Source organism: Acidovorax sp. (assembly GCF_046339755.1).
Classification (GTDB): domain Bacteria; phylum Pseudomonadota; class Gammaproteobacteria; order Burkholderiales; family Burkholderiaceae_C; genus Acidovorax.
In genome coordinates, this window is the sequence record NZ_JBKDTZ010000013.1 from 17,023 (window position 1) to 37,638 (window position 20,616).

Consider the following 20,616-nt stretch of genomic DNA (forward strand, 5'->3'; position numbering starts at 1 on the left):
GTTCCTTCAGGCGGTGGTTGTTCCTGCCAACGCGGCATCGCGCACGGCGGACTTGAGCACCTTGCCCACGGGCGAGCGCGGCAGGCTCTCGTGGAAGTGGATGTGCTTGGGCGTCTGCACCGGGCCCAGGCGTTCGCGCACAAAGGCGATCAGCTCGGCCTCCGTAGCCTGCTCGCCGGGGCGCAGCTGCACGGCGGCCTGCACGGTCTCGCCCCACTTGTCGTCGGGCAGGCCGAACACCGCGCATTCGTGCACCGCCGGGTGCTGGCCCAGCGCGTTCTCCACGTCCACGGGGTAAACGTTGAAGCCGCCGGTGATCACCATGTCCTTGAGCCGGTCCTTGAGGTAGAGGTAACCGCGCTCGTCGATGAGCCCGCGGTCGCCGGTGTGCAGCCAGCCGTTCACCAGGGTTTCGGCGGTCTTCTCGGGCAGGCGCCAGTAGCCGGTCATCAGCAGATCGCCGCGCGCCACCACTTCGCCCACCTCGCCCGTGGGCAGCAGGTGGCCATCGGGCGCCATGATGGCCACGTCGCTGAACCAGGTGGTGCGGCCCACGGCCGCCCAGTTGGCAGGGTCTTCGAAGTCCTCGGGCTGCATCACCGTGAGGATCTGCGGCGCCTCGGTCTGGCCGTAGGTCGTGCCCAGCACCGGGCCGAAGAAGTCGCGCACCTGGCGGATCTTCTCGGGCGGCATGGGCGCGCCGCCGTAGATCAGCCGGCGCATGCGCGGAAAGTCCGCGCGCGAGACGCCAGGCAGCGCCATCAGCATGTAGACCAGCGTGGGCGGCATGAAGCACACCGTGCCGCCGCGCTCGCGGAAAGCCGTGCGCACGGCCTCGGCGCCCGCGCCGCCCAGCACCACATGGCAGCCGCCCTGCGCCAGGATGGGCAGCAGGTAGGTGGAGGTACCGTGCGTGATGGGCGCGGCCACGATGTAGCGCTCGTGCTCATCGAAGCCCCAGGCATGGATCTGGTTGGTGATGTTGGCCATCCACGCGCGGTAGGGCTGCATCACGCCCTTGGGCACACCCGTGGTGCCGCCCGTGAACTTGATGGCCTGGGTGGCATCGTCCGGCAGGTCAATCACGGGGCGCAGTGCGCCGGCGTGCGCGGCGGCCAGGTCCGCCAGCCCTGCGGTTGTCAGCAAGGTCCCGGGGGCCCCGTCGAGCAGATCGGCGCAGGCCGCGTCCAGCACCAGAATGGAAGGCTCGGTCGCATCGATGATGCGGCGGATCTCGGGCCGGGTACTCTTGGGGTTGAGCGGCACCCACACCTTGCCGCAGGCCAGCACGGCCAGCAGCGCGGCGATGTGCTCGGCGCTGTTGCCCGCGCAGATGCCCACGCGGCTCTGCGGTGCCGGATCGATGGCGGTAAAGCCGGCCGCGAGGGCCGCCACGCGTGCTGCCAGGGCGTCGTAGCGGATGGCGCCCTCGGGCGCGTCGATGGCGATGCGGTCGGGCCAGCGCTGGGCGGCGCGCCAGAAGAAGTCGATGGGGAACATGGGAAGCAGGGTCGTGGTGGGTGAGGGGTCGCTTACTCGGCGGTGGCGCCGGAGGCCTTGACGACCTCGCGCCAGCGCTTGATCTCGGCGGCGGCAAAGCTGCGCATCTTGTCGGGCGTGCCCGAATCGGGCGTGGCGGCCAGCTCCTGCAGGCGGCTGCGCACCTCGGGCAGTGCCAGCACCTTGTTCAGGGCGGCGTTGAGTTGCTCGACCACGGGGCGCGGCGTGCCCGTGGGCGCAGCCAGGCCGAACCACGACTGCACGTCGAAGCCCGCATAGCCCGACTCGGCCAGTGTGGGCACATCGGGCAGCAGCGGCGAGCGCTGGGCGCGGGTGATGGCAATGGCGCGCAGCTTGCCGGCTTGCACATGCGGCAGGGCCGAGGGTGTGTTGTCGAACATCGAATCCACCTGGCCGCCCAGCAGGTCGGTCACGGCCGGCGCGCTGCCGCGGTAGGGCACGTGCAGCATCTTGAGCTGGGACTGCATCTTGAACATCTCGCCCGAGAGGTGGATGGACGAGCCGCTGCCCGAGGACGCGAAGGTAATGCCGTCCTTGGACTCCTTGGCATAGCGCACGTAGTCGGCCAGGTTCTTCAAAGGCAGCTTGGGGTTGACCACCAGGATGTTGGGGATCTTGGCAATCATGCCGATGGGCTCGAAGTCCTTGACCGGGTCGTAGCCGAGCTTGGGGTACAGCGAGGCGTTGATGGTGTTGGCGATGGTGTAGACGTACAGCGTGTACCCGTCGGCCGGGGCGCGCGCCACGTTCTCGGCGCCCACGTTGCTGTTGGCGCCTGCGCGGTTGTCCACCACCACGGGCTGGCCGAGCTGGTCGCCGAGCTTGACGGCCACCAGGCGCGCGATCACATCGGTGGCGCCGCCGGCTGCATAGCCCACGACGAGCTTGATGGGTTTGGCAGGCCAGCCCGTGGCGCTGGCGGTCTGGGCCTGCAGGGGCAGGGCGGTGGTGCAGGCGAGGGCAGCGGCGGCCAGGGCCAGCAGGCGCCGGCGCGGCGCGATAACGGTGGTGGTGTGCGAGCTCATGTCTTGTCTCCTGGATGTGTTGGAAAACCTGTCTTGGCGCCCCCTGCGGCGTGGCTCTGCGGCACACTGCGCACTGGTTGCATCGACGGACAAATTCTTTCCCATGCCCTCCCGACCCGCGAATCGAAACGTCCGCCTGCCGGACGTTTCAACATCTACCCCGCTGCCCGAAGAACCGCTGGACGACCCCGGCAGCCGCACCTTGCGCCGGGGGCTGCAGGTGCTGGACGCCGTGCTGGCCAGCGGGCGCGACGGCCTGCGCGTGGTCGAGCTGTGCCGCGCGGCGGGCCTGGAGCGCGCCACCGTCTACCGCCTGCTGGCCACCCTGCTCGAAGGCGGCCACCTGGCCCGGCGCGGGCGCTTCCACTACGTGGCCGGGCCGCGCCTGGCGGCCGTGGCCGCGCCCACGGCCCTGCCCAACATGGCCATGCGCCTGACACCGGTGCTCGAACGCGTGAGCCGCGCCTGCGGCGATGCCGCCTTTGCCATCGTGCGCGAGGGGCCGGCCTCGCACTGCATTGCGCGCCACGTGGGCACGCACCCGGTGCAGATCCTGGTGATCCAGGTCGGCACGCGCCAGCCCCTGGGCGTGGGCGCGGCCGGGCTGGCGCTGCTGGCAGCGTTGCCCGACGACGAGGTGGACACCTGCATCGCGGCCAATGCGCAGGCCCTGCCGCACTATGGCGGCATGACGCCCGAGCGCCTGGCCCTGCTGGTGCGCGCGACGCGCGAACGCGGCTGGTCGGTGGTGGGCAACCACGCCACCCAAGGCGTGCTGGCCGCCGGCATGGCCGTGCGCAACGCAGAGGGCGAACCGGTCGCCGCGATCAGCGTGGCCTCGACCCTGGACCGCATGCCACGCGAGCGCCAGCAGCTGATTGCACGCTGGATGCGCGAGGCCCTGGCCGCACTGCTGCCGAACGGGGTGTGACTCCTGCGCTTGTGCGAACATTGCGCCATCACACAAGATGATGGCTGCGCGCCGCACACGGCCCGAAGGATTCCCCGATGGAACTGAGACAACTGCGCTATTTCGTGCGCGTGGTGGAGCGCGGCTCCATGAGCCGCGCCGCGCTGGACCTGGACGTGGTGCAGTCCGCGCTGAGCCAGCAGATCACCCGGCTCGAAGGGGAGCTGGCCACCCGCCTGCTGCACCGCACGCCGCGCGGCGTGGCGCCCACCGAGGCCGGGCTGGCCTTCTTCCGCGAGGCGCAATTGACCCTGCGCCATGCCGAGCAGGCCGTGCGCGCGGCGCAGCAGGCACGCCTGTCGGGCACCGTCACCGTGGGCCTGGCGCCCACCACCTCGGGCGTGCTGGGCCTGCCGCTGATGCAGGCCATGCGCAGCCGCTACCCCGACGTGCGGCTGCACATGGTCGAAGGCATGTCGGGCCACCTTACCGACATGCTGCATGCGCGCCAGCTCGACCTGGCCGTGCTGTTCGACACCCGGCTGCACCAAGCCAGGCAGAGCGGTACGGGGCAGCGATGGCAGGTGCAGCCGCTGCTGGAGGAAGACCTGTTCCTGATCTGCGCGCGCGGCGGCCCGGGCGCGCGCCGCCTGCCCGAGACCATCACCGTGGCCGAGCTCGGCGACGAGCCGCTGATCCTGCCCACCGGCCCGCACGGCCTGCGCAGCACGCTGGACACCGCCTTCGCGCGCGACCGCTTGGCCCCGCACATCGTGCTGGAGGTCGACTCCCTGGCCATGGTCATGGCCGCGGTGGACGCCGGCCTGGGCTCCACCCTGCAGCCCTGGGCGGCCATGGGCCGCTACCCCGATGCCGCCCGGCGCTTCCAGTGCGCGCGCCTGACCGATGCGCCCGCGCGCCGCGTGAACCTGCTGTGCAGCCTGTCGGAGGACGAGCTCTCGCCCGCCGCGCTGGCGGCCCGCGTGGTGGTGGCCGACTGCGTGCGCGGCCTGGTGGGGGCCGGCCAATGGTTCGGCACCACCCTGATCGAAAGCGCCCCAAGCCATCACGATTCGTGATACCTGCATGACCTGAACCCGCTGCACGCCCTGCAGCGGTCTCCCTACAGTGGCACCACCACGACATGCGGCGGCAGCACCGCCCGGAGACCACGATGATGCGCAGGACGAGCCCCCGCGCTCCCCGCAGAGGGGAGCGCTGACCCATGGAGACGATCACCACCCCCGACGTGCTGGTGATCGGCGGCGGCAATGCCGCCCTGTGCGCCGCACTCATGGCGCGCGAGGCCGGCGCCAGCGTGCTGCTGCTGGAGGCCGCGCCGCGCGCCTGGCGCGGTGGCAACTCGGCCCACACGCGCAACCTGCGCTGCATGCACGACGCGCCCCAGGACGTGCTGGTGGACGCCTACCCCGAAGAAGAGTTCTGGCAGGACCTGCTCAAGGTGACCGGTGGCCAGACGAATGAGCACCTGGCACGCCTGGTGATCCGCGCCTCGGGCACCTGCCGCGACTGGATGCGCCGCCACGGCGTGCACTTCCAGCCCTCGCTGGCCGGCGCACTGCACACGGCGCGCACCAATGCCTTCTTCATGGGCGGCGGCAAGGCGCTGGTCAACGCCTACTACCGCAGCGCCGAGCGCCTGGGGGTGCAGGTGCGCTACGAAGCGCCCGTGGAGCGCATCGAGACCGAGGGTGGCCGCTTCATCGCCGCGCACTGCAACGGCCAGCGCATCCGTGCCCGCGCCTGCGTGCTGGCCGCCGGCGGCTTCGAGTCCAACCGCGAATGGCTGCGCGAGGCCTGGGGCCAGAACGAGCGCGGCGAATGGCCATCGGACAACTTCCTGATCCGCGGCACGGCTTACAACCGCGGCGTGCTGCTGCGCCACCTGCTGGAGGACCACGGCGCCGACCGCATCGGCGACCCCACGCAGGCCCACATGGTGGCCATCGACGCGCGCGCGCCGCTGTACGACGGCGGCATCTGCACCCGCATCGACTGCGTCTCGCTCGGCGTGGTGGTCAACCAGCAGGCCGAGCGCTTCTACGACGAGGGCGAGGACTTCTGGCCCAAGCGCTACGCCATCTGGGGGCGGCTGGTGGCCCAGCAACCCGGGCAGATCGGCTACTCCATCATCGACAGCCAGGCCGTGGGCCGCTTCATGCCGCCGGTGTTCCCGGGCGTGCAGGCCGACAGCCTGCCCGAACTGGCCCAGCGGCTGGGGCTGGACGTAGGCCGGTTCATGCACACCCTCGATGGCTACAACGCTGCCTGCCGTGTGGGCCGCTTCGACCACACCGCGCTCGACGACTGCCATACCGAGGCCCTCGTGCCCGCCAAGACGCACTGGGCGCGCCCCATCGATACGCCGCCGTTCTACGGCTATGCCCTCAGGCCCGGCGTCACCTTCACCTACCTCGGCCTGCGCACGGACGAGAGTGCCGCCGTGCACTTCGGCGGACAGGCCAGCCCGAATCTCTTCGTGGCCGGCGAGATGATGGCCGGCAATGTGTTGGGCAAGGGCTATACGGCCGGGGTCGGCATGTCCATCGGCACGGCTTTCGGGCGCATCGCGGGCACGAACGCCGCGCGCGCAGCACAGAGCCAGGAGGTGGCCCATGCAGTCGCTTGAGGCCCTGGTGCAGGACGCACGGGAGCTGGCCGATGGCGCCATCGTCTCCTTGTCAGCCCCCGAGACCGAGGTCGCGCGCCAGATGCAGATCTGCAATGCCTGCCGCTACTGCGAAGGCTTTTGCGCCGTGTTCCCGGCCATGACGCGCCGCCTCGAATTCGGCCAGGCCGATATCCATTTTCTGGCCAACCTGTGCCACAACTGCGGGGCCTGCCTGCACGCCTGCCAGTACGCTCCGCCGCACGAATTCGCGGTCAACGTGCCGCAGGCCATGGCCCAGGTGCGCGGCCAGACCTATGCCGACTACGCCTGGCCACCCGCGCTGGGCGCGCTGTACCAGCGCAATGGGCTCACGCTGGCGCTGGCCCTGGTGGCAGGGCTCACGCTGTTTTTGCTGCTCGCAGTGGTGCTGCAGGGCCAGGGCCTGGCGGCGCTGTGGGGCCAGAACCTGGGTGGCAATTTCTACCGCCTGTTCCCGCACAACCTGCTGGTGGGCCTGTTCGCGCCGGTGTTCCTGTTCGCCACGCTGGCCCTGGCCCTGGGCGTGCGCCGCTTCTGGTGCGACGTATCGCCCGCGACCAGCGGGGCACCCCTGAGCGGCCCTGCAGCGGTCGAGGCCACGGGTGCGGTGCTGCGCCTGAAGTACCTCGATGGTGGCCATGGCGAGGGCTGCCACGACGCGGACGATGCCTACACCCTGTGGCGCAGGCGCTTCCACCACCTCACCTTCTACGGCTTTGCACTGTGCTTCGCGGCCACCAGCGTGGCCACGCTGTACCACTATGCCTTCGGCTGGGCCGCGCCCTACGACCTGCCCACCCTGCCCAAGCTGCTGGGCGCCGTGGGCGGCACCGCCCTGGCGCTGGGCACGGCCGGCCTGTGGCACCTGAACCACCGGCGCCACCCGCAGCACGGCGATGCCGCCCAGAAGCCCATGGACCGGGCCTTCATCGCCCTGCTGTTCCTCACCAGCACCAGCGGCCTGGCGCTGTGGCTGGCGCGTGGCACCCCGGCCCTGGCCCTGCTGCTGTGCCTGCACCTGGGCGCGGTGATGGCGCTCTTTGCCACCATGCCCTACGGCAAGTTCGCCCACGGCATCTTCCGCACCGCGGCCCTGCTGCGCCATGCGGTGGAAAAGCGCCAGCCCCACCCCATCGGCCTGGGCGATGACTGAATCCCAAAGACCCACAAAGGAGACACACCGATGAAAAAACGCCAATGGTTGTTGCTGCAGGCGACGGCACTCACCACCCTGGCCCTGTCCACGCCCGCGCAGGCCCAGGACTTTCTGCCCAAGAAACCCGTCACCCTGGTCGTGGGATTCGCCGCCGGCGGCGCGGCCGACGCGGCAGCCCGGCTGATCGCCAAGAAGCTGGGCGAGAACATCGGCCAGCAGGTGGTGGTGGACAACAAGGGCGGTGCGGGCGGCAACATCGCGCACCAGTTCGTCGCCAATGCCGCGCCCGACGGCACGGTGCTGCTGCTGGGCTCGATCGGCCCGCTGACCATCGCCCCGCACCTCATGAAGCTGCCGTATGACCCGTTCAAGGACCTGGCCCCTGTCTCGGGCGGGGTGAACTTCCCCAACGTGCTGGTGGTGCACAAGGCCACGGGTGTGAAGACGCTGGCCGAGTTCGTGCAGCTGTCCAAGAAGAAACCCGGCAGCGTGGACTTCGCCTCCACCGGCGCGGGCTCGGCCTCGCACCTGGCGGGGGAACTGTTCAACCAGCGCGCGGGCATCGACATGGTGCACGTGCCCTACAAGGGCGGCGCCCCTGCCCTGCAGGACCTGCTGGGCGAGCGCGTGGCCTCGTACTTCTCGGCCCCGCCCACGGCCATGCCGCATGTGGAGGCCGGCCGGCTGGTGCCGCTGGCCACCACCGGGCTCACACGGCCGGCCTATCTGCCGGGTATCCCCACGGTGGCCGAGTCGGGCTTTCCGGGCTTCGAGGCGCTCAACTGGTATGCCTTCGTGGCGCCGGGCAAGACGCCCGCGGCAATCCTGGACCGCTTGAACAAGGAGATCGTGGCCGTGCTCAACGACCCGGTCGTGAAGGAGGCGCTGGACAAGCATGGCCTGACGCCGCAGCCCACCACGCGTGCCGAACTCACAACCTTCATGAAAAAGGAATCGGCCCAGTGGGCCGCCATCATCAACGAGCGCAAGCTCACGGCGGAGTAGCAGCCGCAGCGGCCGGCAGGTCGGCGCGCACCAGGCCATCGCGCAGCAGCCCGGCAAGCCATGGCGCCAGCACATCGGGCGTGGGCAGCAGGCCTTCGGCCTGCAGCAGCCCGCAGGCCTGCTCCACCGAAGCGCCCGCCTGCAGGTGGGCGACCCATGCCGCCTCCTGCCTGTCCAGCGTGCGAAAGTGCGGCTGGTGTCCCTTGCGCCAGACCAGCAGCGTGGCCGGCTCCGCCAGCGCCAAGGCCTCAGGCACCTCCTCATCGGCATGGATGGCATTCCACAGGGCCACGGCATTGGTGGTGAGCGGGCGCAGCAGCGCGCTCGGGTGCAGCACCGCGCGGCGATGGGTCCAGGCCCCATCGGATGCGGCACCGCCGTCCAGTGCCGGTACATCGGCGCCATCGAAGCGCGTGCGCAGGTCCCAGTCGAGCCGGGCCAGTTCGTAGAGCTCCGGGTTCTCCGGGTAGAGTGTTCGCAGCACGCCGGCCAGGCCCTCGCCATAGCGGTTGAGGCTGCGCACCGTGGGCGGGTGCGCCACGGCGTAGTCACGTGCATGGGCCTCGAAGATGTCCGAGCCCATGTACAGCCAGGTCTTGGCATGGGTGTCGGCCAGCACTTCCGCCAGCCGCGCGCGGTAGGCATGGTGGTAGATGCCCAGGCGGCCCTCCACGGGGTCATCGTCCGCAAGAGGCTGCAGCGGCTCGGCCAGGATGCGGTCGGCCAGCTCCTGCTGCTGCATTTGCAGCGGCCGCGCGGGCAGCGGCGTGGCGCCTGGCCAGGAAAGGGTCGCCTGCTCCAAGGCACCCGCCCGCGGGACATGCTCGGCGGCAATGCGCCGCGCCACGGTCATCTCGTCCAGCAGTTCGGCCAGTGGCGGGATGCGGTCGTCGCGTTCGACCATGGTGGCCACGGCGCCGAAGCGCGCGCAGGCCTGGGCATACAGCTCCCACACGGGCGGGGCCACCGGGTGGTCGTGGGTGTCGATGATGTGGTCGCCCAGGTCCGAATGGCCGGCCAGGTGGATCTGCTGCACGCGGTGTGCGGGCAGCGCATCGAGGTAGGCCAGCGGGTCGAAACCGTGGTTCACGCTGCTCACGTGGATGTTGTTCACGTCCACCAGCAGCAGACAGTCGGCCTCCTGCGCGATGTGGGCCAGAAACTGCCATTCGCTGGCGCTGTCGTCCGCATAGCGGATGTAGCTGGAGACGTTCTCCAGCACCAGCCGGCGGCCCAGCACATCCTGCGCGCGGCGCACCTGGGCGATCACATGGCGCGCCGAGGCATCGGTGTAGGGCAGCGGATACAGATCGTGCAGCCACTGCCCGGTGCCCGGCCCCACCCAGCACAGGTGGTCGGAGACCCACAGCGGCTCGATGCGGTCGGCCAGCGCCTTGACCTGGCGCAGGTAGCCGAGGTCCACGCCCTGCGCCGAGCCGATGGACATGGCCACGCCGTGCATGGCCATGGGGTAGTCGCGCCGCAGCGCATCGAGCACTGCCAGCGGCTTGCCGCCCTCGACGAGGTAGTTGTCGGTGATGATCTCCAGCCAGTCGAGTGGCTGGGGAGCAGCAAGAAAATCCGCGTAGTGAGGGGTGCGCAGGCCCAGGCCGAAGCCGGTGCCGCGCACGGCGATGGGGTCATGTGCCATGGTGAGCAGGCGGCTGCGGCATGGCACAGCCACCAGGGGCCATCACCCCTTGATATCACCGATAGTGCCCTTTTCGCTCAGGCACTGGGCTGCGGTCTTGGCCTTGAAGCCGTGGCCCTTGCAGGCGTTCTGGCCCTTGCAGCTGTGCTCGGCGGTGGAGCAGTCGCTGTTGCCCTTGCACTCGTGCACGTTGTAGCAGTGCACCTTGTCGTTGGCGGCAATGGCTGCGCCCTTGGAACCCTTGGGGGCGTCGGCGGCAAAGGCACCAGAGGACAGGGCCAGCAGCGCCGCGGCCAGTGCGAGGGATGCGGAGGAAGAGGAAGAAGACGTGGTGGTGTGCAGCATGGTGGATGGCTCCAGAAGGATGGGGTCGAAACAGGGGTTGTTCAGATCGCGCGGCGCCACGCTCTCTGCCTGTTAGTTCGTCCCGTCCACCACGCCGGTTACATGCGGTCCGGAAAAAATCCTCTGCGCATCCCGCGCGGTCTCAGCCCGGGGCCTGCGTCACCGAGATATCGGTGTGCACCAGCGATACCGGGTAGCGCTGGCCGGCCAGGTAGTCGGCCAGGCATTGCAGCAGCAGCGGGCTGCGGTGGCGCTCGGGGCACGCACGGATCTCTTCGGCCGTCATCCACACGGTGCGCACGATGCCTTCATCGAGCGCGCGCCATGCATGGTGCGTGCCCAGGTTGCCGGCAAAGGCAAAACGCAGGTAGGTGATGTCGTCGCCCGTGCGCGTCTTGGTGAAGCGGTTGAGGTACACACCGATGATGTGCAGGGGCTCGAAATCGAAGGCGGTCTCTTCGAGCACCTCGCGCGCGCAGGCGGTGATGGGCGACTCGCCCGGGTCCAGGTGGCCGGCGGGGTTGTTGAGCTTGAGGCCATCGGTGGTCTCTTCCTCCACCAGCAGGAAGCGGCCATCGCGTTCAATGACAGCGGCCACGGTGACATTGGGTTTCCAGCGGTTGGGCATGCCACCCATTATGACCACCGCCTGCGACGGATGCCCAGCCCGTGGCGCCGTTCACACAGGCCCAATGGCGTACGCAAGGCGCTGGCTAGGGCGCCAGCGTTCGCACCATGTACACGGCCCCCTCGCCGTAGCTTGCCAGCCGCTCGCGCTGCAGTGCATCGGCCAGCGGCTGCACGGCATAGCCATGGCGCTCCCAGTAACCCTGCGAGCCCTGCACCGAGACCAGGGCCGTGTGCCGCAGGCCCCAGGCCGCGCCCTGGGCCCACAGGGGTGTGAGCAGTGCCTGCGCCAGGCCCTGGCCCGCACAGGCGGGCAGCACGGCCATGTCGTGCAGGTAGAGCGTGTCGGGTGTGCCGGCCGGTGCCTCGAAGTCACCGTGCAGAGGCGTGACCTTGCCCTGCACCGAGCGGTAGGCCGCGAGGTAGGCGCAGACCTGCCCGTCACGTTCGAGCACCAGCGAGCAGTTCACCGGGCTGGCCAGCCGGCGCGCGAAGACCTCGCCGCTTTCGACAAAGCCCTCGCCATGGCAGGCCAGCTGCACCTGCAGCAGGCCCGGCAGGTCGTGCGGCTGCAGCGCGCGTGGCGCACCTGGCAGGGAGGGGGGAGAAAGCGGGGACTTTGGCATGCAGGGACTGGATTATCCCGGCAGCTTGCGTGGCGCATGACATCGGAGGTCATCGACGCCGGCACTGCGGGCGCGAAGAATGGCCCGTGCCGGATGCCACCGCATCCGCCACATCCACCCCTTTTTTCAGGAGTTGCCATGAACACCGCCGAATCCTCTGCCCTGAACGCCGCCAGCGCCGCCCCCGACATCGCCGCGCGCTACCTCGCCGCCTGGAACGCCACCGACGCGGCCGAGCGCGAACGCCTGGTACAGGGCACCTTCAGCACCGACGTCCACTACCTGGATCCGATGATGGAAGGCCGGGGCCACGATGGCCTGGCCGCGCTAATCGCCGGGGCGCAGCAGCGCTTTGCCGGCCACCGCTTCGTACTGCATGGAACACCTGAGGGGCACCACGGCGTGGTGCGCTTTTCCTGGGCGCTCACAGCCCCGGGTGCCGAGCCCGTGGCGCGCGGCACCGATGTGGCCGAGCTCGATGCCGACGGGCGCCTGCGCCGCGTCACGGGCTTTCTGGACTACGTGGCGGGCTGATGGACCTCAGTGCGGTAGCACCGGCGGCTGCACGAAGTCTTCGAGCGACAAGCCCTTTTCCTGGAGCAGGGCTTCGAGCACGGGCTGCAGCCGGCCCAGGCTTTCCTGCACGGCCTCGCGCACCGTGTCGACCACCACCTGGGTGCTGCGCTCGATCTCGATGTTCAGGCGGTCGCCGGCCTTCTTGCCCTCGAACACCGTGGCGCGGCGCGTCTCGGGGATCAGCCAGACCTCGAACCAGCCCTCGGCGCGGTTCACCTCGGCCACCGTGAGGCTGGCGCCGTGGATGGCGATATAACCCTTGGCGAACACGTAGCGGCGGAACTCGGGCGGCACGGCCACGCGCCACACCAGGTTGTTGTCGAACTCGCGCACGCTGGCCAGCGTGCCCGAGAAGTCGATGTGGCCCGACAGCGGGTGCCCGCCGATCTCGGCACCGTCCTTGGCCGCGCGCTCCACGTTCACGCGGTCACCCTGGGCATAGCTGCCCAGCGTGGTGATGTTCAGGCTCTGCTGCATCACATCGAAGTTGGCCTGCGTGGGCGAGAGGATCTCGGTCACCGTGAGGCAGACCCCGTCGGTGGAGACACTGGCGCCAATGGCCAGGTCCTGGCAGAAGCCTTCGGGAAAATCCAGTGTGAAGGTGCGCAGGCCTGCGCGGTCATGGATGGCGGCAATGCCTGCCGTGGCTTGAACGATGCCTGTGAACATGGTGGCGCGGCTTTCAGGGGTTGGCCGTCAATTTTGCCACCCGGCCCCGCACCGCGCTGCCCGCCATGCAAAAGGGCTGCCTCCCGGACAGCCCTTTGCGCAATAAGCACAGTGGCGTGTGCTTACTTCGCGCGCAGCAGCTCGCCCACTTCGAGCAGCACCAGCTCGTTGTCATCGGCCTTGTTCGGCTCGCGGCTGGAGCTGAAGGGCAGGTTGTTGTCGTTGCCCACCACGATGTGCGTGCCGTCCACCACATCCACGTTCTCGATGGTGAAGAAGGGGAAGGTCAGCACGCCGTTGTTCAGCGGCTTCTTCGCCAGGCGCTTGGCGTCCTGGATGGACAGCAGGTCGATGTAGCCCACCTTGCGCAGGGGGCCGCCCACATTGGCGTCGGTCAGCTCGATCTTGTAGACGCGCTTGAACCTGGCCAGGTCGTGGAAGCAGTCCGTGCGCTTCTGTCCTTCGGGGCAGGCCTTGTCGGCCGTGCCTTCGCCGTTGTCGCGCTCGATGATGAGGCCGGTGCTGCCGTCGATCATGTTGAAGTCGCCGATGGCGTGGTGGTTCGCCTCCAGCACGTACTTCCAGTGGCGGCCGGTCCATTGCTCGGACTTCACGTCGAACTCCAGCACGCGCAGGTACTGCTTGGTGCCATCGACGGCCTCATAGGCCTTGGCAGCCTCGTTCCACAGCGGGCCTTCGAGCAGGGCGTAGAGCTTGCTGCCGTCCTTGGACGAGGCCATGCCTTCATAGCCCTTGGAGCGCTTGACCTCGAAGGACGCGGCCTTGGCATCGGGTGCGCCGGCCGTGGTGATGGCCGGGTGGTCGGGCGAGCGCACGAGCTTGCCGTCCACCTGGGTCTCGAACACGGCGAGCACGCGGCCCGTGAGGTCGGCCTTGATCAGGTAGGGGCCGAATTCCTCACCGATCCACAGCGCGCCGCCGGCGAACTGGAAGCTCTCGGGGTCGAAGTCCGAGCCGGTCAGGTAACGCTTGTCCGTGCCTTCGTGGACGATGCGGAACGGCACCTTCTTGTCCGGGTCGTGCAGGAATACGGTGGCCAGGCGGTTGAACTGGCCGCTCTTGAAGTCCACGTTGTAGTGGCTCAGGTGCAGCATGAAGTCGGGCGAATTGGCCTTGGCGCCGGCACCGTTGTCGGTGAGGATCCAGAACGTGCCGTCGGCCATGCGCTTGATGCCCGAGTGGCCCTGCAGCGGCTGGCCCGCGAAGGGCAGCGAGATGCCCGTGGGGCGGCCGCCCGACAGGCCTTCGACCGAGCCCAGCGTTTCCACGCGCTTGCCCGTGGTGAACTTGCCGCTGACCTGCAGGTCCTGCGGCGCGTCCTTGGGGGCGGGCACCAGGCTCATGGCGGGTATCATGGCGTGGCCGGCCAGCGTGGCGGGGTAGGCCTGCTGGGCCTGGGCCGTGAATGAAGACGCGGCAGCGCAGACCAGCAGGGCGCTGGCGGCGAGGGTGGAAAGTCGGGACATGGTCGCAGACGGCAGAAATGTAAACCTGCGACGATGCCCGGCGCGCATGACGGGTGCGTGACAGAGCAGGGCTGCCTCAGGGCACGATGTGCACCGGTGTGCCCACGGCCACGCGGTCAAACAGGTCCATCACATCGGCATTGGCCATGCGCACGCAGCCGTGCGAGGCGGGCACGCCCAGCGGCGTGCCATCGGGGCAGCCATGCAGGTAGATGTAGCGGCGCAGCGTGTCCACCGCACCGCCGCGGTTCACGCCCGGCTCGCAGCCCGTGAGCCAGAGGATGCGGCACAGGATCCAGTCGCGCCCCGGGTGCTGCGCCGCGAGCTCGGGCGAGTACAGCTCACCCGTGGGCCGGCGCCCCACGAAGACGGTGCCCGCGTCGCAGCCCACGCCCACCTTGGCGCGCACGCGGTGCAGGCCGCGCGGCGTGCAGCCGCTGCCGCTCTGCTCGCCCATGCCGTTCAGGGCTGTGGAGACCGGGTAGCTGCGCACCAGCGTGCCGCTGTCCCACAGGTCGAGCTGCTGCAGCCCGACCTGGACATGCAGATGCACGCCGCCCGCCGGTGCTGCGCTCACGGCGCGGGGGGCAGGTAGGCGCCGGTTTCGAAGAGCTGGGCCTCGGCCCCTTCGATGCGGGCAATGCCGGCCTTGCCGGCGCGGCTGACCAAGAGGCCCAGCAGGGCTTCCGACAGGGCCTGCGCGCCCGCAATGGAGGGGAAGAACGAGGGGCTCTGCGTGGAGAACAGCAGCACCTCGTGCGCCAGCAGCGCCAGCGGGGAGGAGGGCGTGTCGGTCAGCGCCAGTACCTGGCAGCCGGCCGCGCGCGCCTGGCGCGCCACGGCGATGGCTTCGCGCGAATACGGGCTGAAGCTGATGACCACCACCGCATCGCCCTTGTGCATGGCGCGCAGCTGCATCTCCAGCGAGCCGCCCAGGCCATCGAGCAGGTGCACGCTGTCGCGGAACAAACGGTACACGTACATCAGCGAATAGGCCACCGGGTGGCAGGCGCGGAAACCCGCCACGTGCACGGCGCGCGCCTTCTCCAGCAGCGCAGCGGCGCGCGGCAGGGTATCAACGCTGGCGCGCTCGGTGGCATCGAGGTTGTCGCGGTGCGTGGCGAAGATCTCGCCGGCCAGGCCGCCACCACCATCGCGCGCGCGCTCGGCCAGGGTGCGCGCCTTGTGCGCATAGGGCTCGGAACCAAGGCCCATGTCCTGCACCAGCGCAGCCTTGAGCTCGGGCCAGCCATCGAAGCCCAGCAGCTGGGCAAAGCGCACCAGCGTGGCGGGCGGGATCTCGACGCGGGCGCTCACGGTGCGCATGGAGGCGGTCACCACGTCGTTGGGGTGTTCCAGCACAAAGCGCGCCGCCTTTTGCTGCATGGCGGTCATGCCGTCGAAGCGGGCGCGGAGGGTGTCTTTCAGGCCCATGGAGGGGGAGTGCGTGCGCAGGAGTGGTGGTCGCAGCACTGTAGCGGAACACCTTGCGGTGCGAGTGTTCCACTTCGCACCGTTATCAAAACATATGTTCCATTTATTTTGTTTTTACGGTACATTCGTTCCATCGACGTTTGCACCTGTTCCGGAGATCCAGGCATGACCCATGTTTTTCACCGCCATCTGCAGCACACCCCGCCCGTGGCGGTGGGCGGGCAAGGCCTGTTCCTGCGCGATGCCGCAGGGCGCGAGTACCTCGACGCCTCGGGCGGTGCCGCCGTGTCCTCGCTGGGCCATGGCCACCCCGAGGTGCTGGCGGCCATGCACGCGCAGATCGACCGCCTGGCCTACGCCCACACCAGCTTTTTCACCACCGAGGTGGCCGAGCAACTGGCCGACCAGTTGGTGCGCACGGCGCCCGCCGGCACCAGCCATGCCTACTTCGTGAGCGGCGGCTCCGAAGCCGTGGAGGCCGCACTCAAGATGGCGCGCCAGTACTTCGTGGAGATCGGCCAGCCCGAGCGCACGCATTTCATCGCCCGGCGCCAGAGCTACCACGGCAACACCCTGGGCGCGCTGGCCGTGGGCGGGAATGCCTGGCGGCGCGCGCCGTTCGCCCCCATCCTGGTGGAGGCCACGCATGTGGCGCCCTGCTACCCCTACCGCGAGCAGCAGGCCGGCGAGACGCCCGAGGCCTACGGCCTGCGCCTGGCACGGGAGCTGGAGGAAGCCATCGTCGCCCACGGCCCGCGCACGGTACTGGCCTTCGTTGCCGAGACGGTGGGCGGTGCCACGGCCGGCGTGCTCACCCCGGTGCCCGGCTACTTCAAGGCGGTGCGCGAGGTCTGCGACCGCCACGGCGTGCTGTTGATCCTGGACGAGGTGATGTGCGGCATGGGCCGCACCGGCACCCTGCACGCCTGCGAGCAGGAGGGCGTGGTGCCCGACCTGATCACCGTGGCCAAGGGCCTGGGCGGCGGTTACCAGCCCATCGGTGCGGTGCTGGCGCAGCGCCACATCGTGGACGCCATGTCCCAAGGCAGCGGCTTCTTCCAGCATGGTCACACCTACCTGGGCCACCCGGTGGCCTGCGCCGCCGCGCTGGCCGTGCAGCAGGTCATCGAGCGCGACGGCCTGCTGGCCAAGGTGCGCGAGGACGGCGACTTCCTGGGCCAGGCGCTGCGCGATGCGCTGGGCCAGCACCCACACGTGGGCGACATCCGCGGGCGCGGCTTCTTCTGGGGCGTGGAGCTGGTGGCAGACCGCGCCAGCAAGGCGCCGTTCGACCCCGCGCAGAAGGTGCACGCGCGCCTCAAGAAGAAGGCCATGGACCTGGGCCTGCTGTGCTACCCCTTTGGCGGCACGGTGGACGGCAATGTGGGCGATCACGTGCTGCTGGCCCCGCCCTACATCGCCACGCGCGAGCAGCTCCTGTCCATCGCCACGCTGCTGGCGCAGGCGATCAACGCCGTGACCTCGACCGCCACGCTGCCGCGCCAGCCCAGCCCCTGCTGAACCGTTCTCCACCCCTCCCTGCTACTTGGACCTGAAAGGTGCTCCCATGCCGATGAAGACCCTGACCACCACCCTGATGCTGGCCACCCTGCTGGCCTGCGGCGCCAGCCATGCGCAGAGCCCTGCGGGCGGCACGCTCAAGAAGATCCGCGACAGCGGCTCCATCACCTACGGCCACCGGGAGGCCTCGTTCGGCTTTTCGTACCTGGACGGCGGCGGCAAGCCCGTGGGCTACAGCATCGACATCTGCAACCGCATCCTGGAGGCCATCAAGACAGAACTCAAGATGCCGCAGATCGAGGTGAAGTACCAGAACGTGACCTCGCAGAACCGCATTCCGCTGGTGACCAACGGCACGGTGGACATCGAGTGCGGCTCCACCACCAACCTGATCGAGCGCCAGCAGATGGTGGCCTTCTCGCCCGACATCTTCCGCTACAACGTGCGCATGGCCGTGCGCGCCGATTCGGGCATCAAGGGCGTGGCCGACCTGCAGGGCAAGTCGGTGGTGGCCACCAGCGGCACGACTTCGCTGCGCCTGCTGCGCGAGGCCGACAAGGGCAAGAACCTGGAGATCACCCAACTGGCCGGCAAGGACCACACCCACTCCTTCCTGATGGTCGAGACCGGCCGCGCCGCCGCCTTCGTGCTCGACGACATCCTCTTGGCGGGCCTGATCGCCAACCACCGCAGCCCCAAGGACTTCGCCATCGTCGGCGAGAGCCTGCGCACCGAGAACCAGTCGCTGATGTTCCGCAAGGACGACCCGGAGTTCAAGGCCTTGGTGGACCGCGTGGTCACGGGCATGATGAAGTCGGGCGAGATGGAAAGGCTGTACAACCGCTGGTTCATGCAGCCCATTCCGCCCAAGAACGTGAGCATCAACTACCCGCTGAACGCCGAGACGCGCGACGCCTTCGCCAACCCCAGCTCCAAGGGCATCTGAGCCCCGCCGCCGTCCCCACCATGACCCGCATCGCCCTCATCCACGCCCTGGCCCATTCGGTGGAGCCCATCAACACCGCCTTCGCGCAGGACTGGCCCGAGGCCGTGCGCATGAACCTGCTGGACGACAGCCTCTCGGCCGACCTGGCGCGCGAAGGGCTGGGCCTGGACGTCGCCATGCACGCGCGCTTCGAGGCGCTGGCCGCCTATGCGGTGGGCACTGGGGCCGATGCCATCCTGTTCACCTGCTCGGCCTTCGGGCCCTGCATCGAGCGCGTGGCGGTGCGGCACCCGCAGATCCCGGTGCTCAAGCCCAACGAGGCCATGGTCGAGCAAGCCGTGGCCACGCGCCTGCGCATCGGCCTGATCGCCAGCTTCGCGCCCACCCTGCAGTCCATGCCGCCGGAGTTTCCGCCCGGCACACCGCTGCAACTGGCCCTGGCCGAGGGCGCCATGGCCGCGCTGAACGCAGGCAACGGCGAGTTGCACGACAGCCTGGTGGCCGCCCAGGCCCAGCGCCTGCAGCGCGAAGGCTGCGAGGTGATCGCCCTGGCGCAGTTCAGCATGGCCCGCGCACGCAGCCTGTGCGAGGCGACGACGGGCCTGCCGGTGCTGACCACCGTGGACAGCGCAGTAGCGGCCTTGAAGCGCTGCTTGGCCTAGCCGGATGCGAGCAGCCCGGCCATGTGGCCGCGCGTGAACGCCTCTTCGAACACCGAATACCCCGACCAGTCGCTGTGCGCAAACGCCAGGCGCGCCGTGGCCGGCGTGGGCAGCACGGCCACGCGCTCGCCGCTGGCCAGGCGCACGCGCCTGCCAGGAGCCTTGTAGCGGTCCGGCTGGTGCAGCCAGCCCAGCAGCCCCGGCGTGGGGATGGACATGGCATGCCCATAGCGCGTGATGTCGATGCGCGTGGCGCGCTGGGCCAGGTCGGGGTGCGGGCCGGTCAGGGCCTGCAGGGCCGCCTGAGCCCAGTGGCTCCAGGGCTGTGTGGCCAGTTGCTGGCGGCCGTCGGGCACATCGCCCAGGGCCTGGTAGTAGGTCAGCACCGTGGGGGCCGGGCGCGGGTCCAGGCGCTGGTGGCCGGCGTCCACATAGCCCAGGCCTCCGGGGTTGGCATCGGCATACAGCACGTTGTCCCAGGCGGGTGCGGCACCGGCCCTGTCCGTCAGCGGCGCATCGATATGGATGTTGGCCACCAGCCAGGGTGCCCAGGACAGGCGCTTGGCCGTTTCGGTCACAAAGGCGGGCGGGTTGCGCACCACGCGCGCGGCCAGGAACACGGGCAGCGCCACCACGCAGCGCGGCGCCTGCCAGCGCTCGACATTGCCCGAGGCATGGTTGAGCGCATCCACCTCCACGCCATGGCGCCCCTCGGTGATGCGCAGCACGCTGCTGCCGGTGGCCAGTTGCCCGCCTTCGCGCAGCGGCACCGCCAGGCGCTGGGTGAGCCAGCCATTGCCCTCGGGCCAGGTGAGCACGCCTTCGCGGTCGTCGCTGCCGGTATCGCCCGGCGCATGGAAGCCATGGCGGCTGGCAAAGTAGTGGATGCCGGCCCAGGCCGACACCCGTTCAGTGCCCGCGCCGTAGTCGTCGCGGCAGCAGTAGTCGAGGTACCAGCGCAGGTGCGCGTCGTCCAGGCCCTCCTGCGTTAGCCAGGCGGCAAAGCTCAGGGCATCGAGCGCCTGGTGCGTAGGCGACAGCGGCCGCTTGCCGTCGGCGAAGGCCTTGGACATGGGCATGGTGAAGCGCGCCGCCTTGGAGAGTGCATCCACGCGCTCGGAGAAGCGGCGGTATTGGGCCAGCGTCGCTTCGCCCACACCCTGCACGGGCAGCAGCCCTTCCTGCCACTCGCCCTGGAAGTACAGGCGCTCCTGTGGGCTGTGGCACAGGTGGCGCTCGTCGTAGCGCCAGCGCCCGGCCACGCGCTGGCGCAGGCCCAGTTCCTCCAGCAGGTCCTGCACCTCACTGGCATCGTCGCCGGGCACGGGCAGGTAGTGCGCACCCATCGGGCAGGCGATGCCACCGACCATGCCGCCACGGCTGTTGCCGCCGGCCTGGTCTTCCAGCTCCAGCAGCGCAAAGTCCTCCACCCCGGCCAGGCGCAGCGCACGCGCCGCCGCCAGGCCGGCCACCCCGCCCCCGGCGATGATGACCTGCGCGCGCCGCACCACCGCGGGCTCGGGCAGGGTACCTTTCTGGAGCATCTCGCGCAGCGCATGGCCGCGCTCCATGTCGATGCCGGCAAAGCCGCCCTCCAGCGTGCGCGGCGCCTTCTCGCAGCCGGGCAGCGCAGCCCCCGCAGCCAGCAGGGCACCAGCCTGCAGCAGTTGCCGGCGGCGCGGTGAGGGCGGAGAAGAGAGGGGCACAGGGGACATGGGGCCGTACTCTACGTCACCCGAACCCGCCGGAGTGCGCCCAAGGGTCGCCGGCACCTGGCGCAGCCC

The 20,616-nt window shown here is 69.7% G+C and carries 20 protein-coding genes; 9 read left to right on the top strand and 11 right to left on the bottom strand.

Annotated elements, in window-relative coordinates:
* Positions 1-6: 6 nt before the first annotated feature.
* Positions 7-1,500 carry a class I adenylate-forming enzyme family protein gene (locus tag ACK59X_RS01290; protein ID WP_409954633.1) on the bottom strand — a complete coding sequence of 498 codons (1,494 nt, stop codon included), beginning with the start codon at positions 1,498-1,500 and terminating at the stop codon, positions 7-9.
* A 32-nt stretch (positions 1,501-1,532) separates the two neighbouring features.
* Entirely contained in the window at positions 1,533-2,546 is a 1,014-nt protein-coding gene (locus tag ACK59X_RS01295) for a tripartite tricarboxylate transporter substrate binding protein (protein ID WP_409954634.1), read from the bottom strand.
* 103 nt (positions 2,547-2,649) lie between these two features.
* Here ACK59X_RS01295 and ACK59X_RS01300 point away from each other — a divergent pair, with 103 nt between their 5' ends.
* The 5 genes from ACK59X_RS01300 (at position 2,650) to ACK59X_RS01320 (ending at position 8,288) form a co-directional block, all read left to right on the top strand.
* Positions 2,650-3,477 (top strand): IclR family transcriptional regulator, encoded by an 828-nt coding sequence (locus ACK59X_RS01300; protein WP_409954635.1) that lies wholly within the window; start codon positions 2,650-2,652, stop codon positions 3,475-3,477.
* 77 nt (positions 3,478-3,554) lie between these two features.
* Positions 3,555-4,535 carry a LysR substrate-binding domain-containing protein gene (locus ACK59X_RS01305; RefSeq protein ID WP_409954636.1) on the top strand — a complete coding sequence of 327 codons (981 nt, stop codon included), beginning with the start codon at positions 3,555-3,557 and terminating at the stop codon, positions 4,533-4,535.
* 146 nt (positions 4,536-4,681) lie between these two features.
* Positions 4,682-6,106 carry an FAD-dependent tricarballylate dehydrogenase TcuA gene (gene tcuA, locus ACK59X_RS01310; protein WP_409954637.1) on the top strand — a complete coding sequence of 475 codons (1,425 nt, stop codon included), beginning with the start codon at positions 4,682-4,684 and terminating at the stop codon, positions 6,104-6,106.
* A complete protein-coding gene (gene tcuB / locus ACK59X_RS01315; protein ID WP_409954638.1) occupies positions 6,093-7,280 on the top strand; it encodes a tricarballylate utilization 4Fe-4S protein TcuB in 1,188 nt (395 codons plus the stop codon). Before tcuA ends, tcuB begins: the two co-directional genes overlap by 14 nt.
* A gap of 30 nt (positions 7,281-7,310) precedes the next feature.
* Complete coding sequence (locus ACK59X_RS01320; protein ID WP_409954639.1) at positions 7,311-8,288, top strand: Bug family tripartite tricarboxylate transporter substrate binding protein; 978 nt, start codon at positions 7,311-7,313, stop codon at positions 8,286-8,288.
* On the opposite strand, the gene ACK59X_RS01325 is transcribed toward ACK59X_RS01320, so the two are convergent.
* The 4 genes from ACK59X_RS01325 to ACK59X_RS01340 form a co-directional block, all read right to left on the bottom strand.
* A complete protein-coding gene (locus ACK59X_RS01325) occupies positions 8,275-9,939 on the bottom strand; it encodes a DUF692 family multinuclear iron-containing protein (RefSeq protein ID WP_409954640.1) in 1,665 nt (554 codons plus the stop codon). The genes ACK59X_RS01320 and ACK59X_RS01325 overlap by 14 nt on opposite strands.
* Positions 9,940-9,981: 42 nt before the next feature.
* Positions 9,982-10,284: a hypothetical protein gene (locus ACK59X_RS01330; RefSeq protein ID WP_409954641.1), complete on the bottom strand. Its 303-nt coding sequence runs from the start codon at positions 10,282-10,284 to the stop codon at positions 9,982-9,984.
* A gap of 142 nt (positions 10,285-10,426) precedes the next feature.
* Positions 10,427-10,912, bottom strand: a complete 486-nt coding sequence (locus ACK59X_RS01335) for an NUDIX hydrolase (RefSeq protein ID WP_409954642.1) — start codon at positions 10,910-10,912, stop codon at positions 10,427-10,429.
* An 85-nt stretch (positions 10,913-10,997) separates the two neighbouring features.
* Positions 10,998-11,537 (bottom strand): GNAT family N-acetyltransferase, encoded by a 540-nt coding sequence (locus ACK59X_RS01340; protein WP_409954643.1) that lies wholly within the window; start codon positions 11,535-11,537, stop codon positions 10,998-11,000.
* A gap of 138 nt (positions 11,538-11,675) precedes the next feature.
* On the opposite strand from ACK59X_RS01340, the gene ACK59X_RS01345 reads away from it, so the two are divergent.
* Positions 11,676-12,071: a nuclear transport factor 2 family protein gene (locus ACK59X_RS01345; RefSeq protein WP_409954644.1), complete on the top strand. Its 396-nt coding sequence runs from the start codon at positions 11,676-11,678 to the stop codon at positions 12,069-12,071.
* Between the two features lie 6 nt (positions 12,072-12,077).
* Here ACK59X_RS01345 and ACK59X_RS01350 read toward each other — a convergent pair whose 3' ends face one another.
* The 4 genes from ACK59X_RS01350 to ACK59X_RS01365 form a co-directional block, all read right to left on the bottom strand.
* The gene (locus tag ACK59X_RS01350; RefSeq protein WP_409954645.1) at positions 12,078-12,782 is read right to left on the bottom strand and encodes a riboflavin synthase subunit alpha; all 705 of its coding nucleotides are present in this window, start codon (positions 12,780-12,782) and stop codon (positions 12,078-12,080) included.
* A gap of 122 nt (positions 12,783-12,904) precedes the next feature.
* Complete coding sequence (locus ACK59X_RS01355; RefSeq protein ID WP_409954646.1) at positions 12,905-14,269, bottom strand: esterase-like activity of phytase family protein; 1,365 nt, start codon at positions 14,267-14,269, stop codon at positions 12,905-12,907.
* A 76-nt stretch (positions 14,270-14,345) separates the two neighbouring features.
* On the bottom strand, positions 14,346-14,846 hold the full coding sequence (locus ACK59X_RS01360) for a L,D-transpeptidase family protein (RefSeq protein WP_409954647.1): 501 nt from the start codon (positions 14,844-14,846) through the stop codon (positions 14,346-14,348).
* A complete protein-coding gene (locus tag ACK59X_RS01365) occupies positions 14,843-15,703 on the bottom strand; it encodes a MurR/RpiR family transcriptional regulator (RefSeq protein WP_409954648.1) in 861 nt (286 codons plus the stop codon). The genes ACK59X_RS01360 and ACK59X_RS01365 overlap by 4 nt, the downstream gene beginning before the upstream one ends.
* 165 nt (positions 15,704-15,868) lie before the next feature.
* Here ACK59X_RS01365 and ACK59X_RS01370 point away from each other — a divergent pair, with 165 nt between their 5' ends.
* The 3 genes from ACK59X_RS01370 to ACK59X_RS01380 all read left to right on the top strand — a co-directional run bounded on the left by ACK59X_RS01370 (position 15,869) and on the right by ACK59X_RS01380 (position 18,832).
* Positions 15,869-17,224, top strand: coding sequence for an aspartate aminotransferase family protein (locus ACK59X_RS01370; protein ID WP_409954649.1), 1,356 nt, complete (start codon positions 15,869-15,871; stop codon positions 17,222-17,224).
* 76 nt (positions 17,225-17,300) lie between these two features.
* Entirely contained in the window at positions 17,301-18,170 is an 870-nt protein-coding gene (locus ACK59X_RS01375) for a transporter substrate-binding domain-containing protein (protein WP_409954655.1), read from the top strand.
* A gap of 20 nt (positions 18,171-18,190) precedes the next feature.
* Positions 18,191-18,832 (top strand): aspartate/glutamate racemase family protein, encoded by a 642-nt coding sequence (locus tag ACK59X_RS01380; RefSeq protein WP_409954650.1) that lies wholly within the window; start codon positions 18,191-18,193, stop codon positions 18,830-18,832.
* Here the strand turns inward: ACK59X_RS01380 and ACK59X_RS01385 are convergent.
* Positions 18,829-20,547, bottom strand: a complete 1,719-nt coding sequence (locus ACK59X_RS01385; protein WP_409954651.1) for an FAD-dependent oxidoreductase — start codon at positions 20,545-20,547, stop codon at positions 18,829-18,831. The two genes, ACK59X_RS01380 and ACK59X_RS01385, sit on opposite strands and share 4 nt — an antisense overlap.
* Positions 20,548-20,616: the final 69 nt, after the last annotated feature.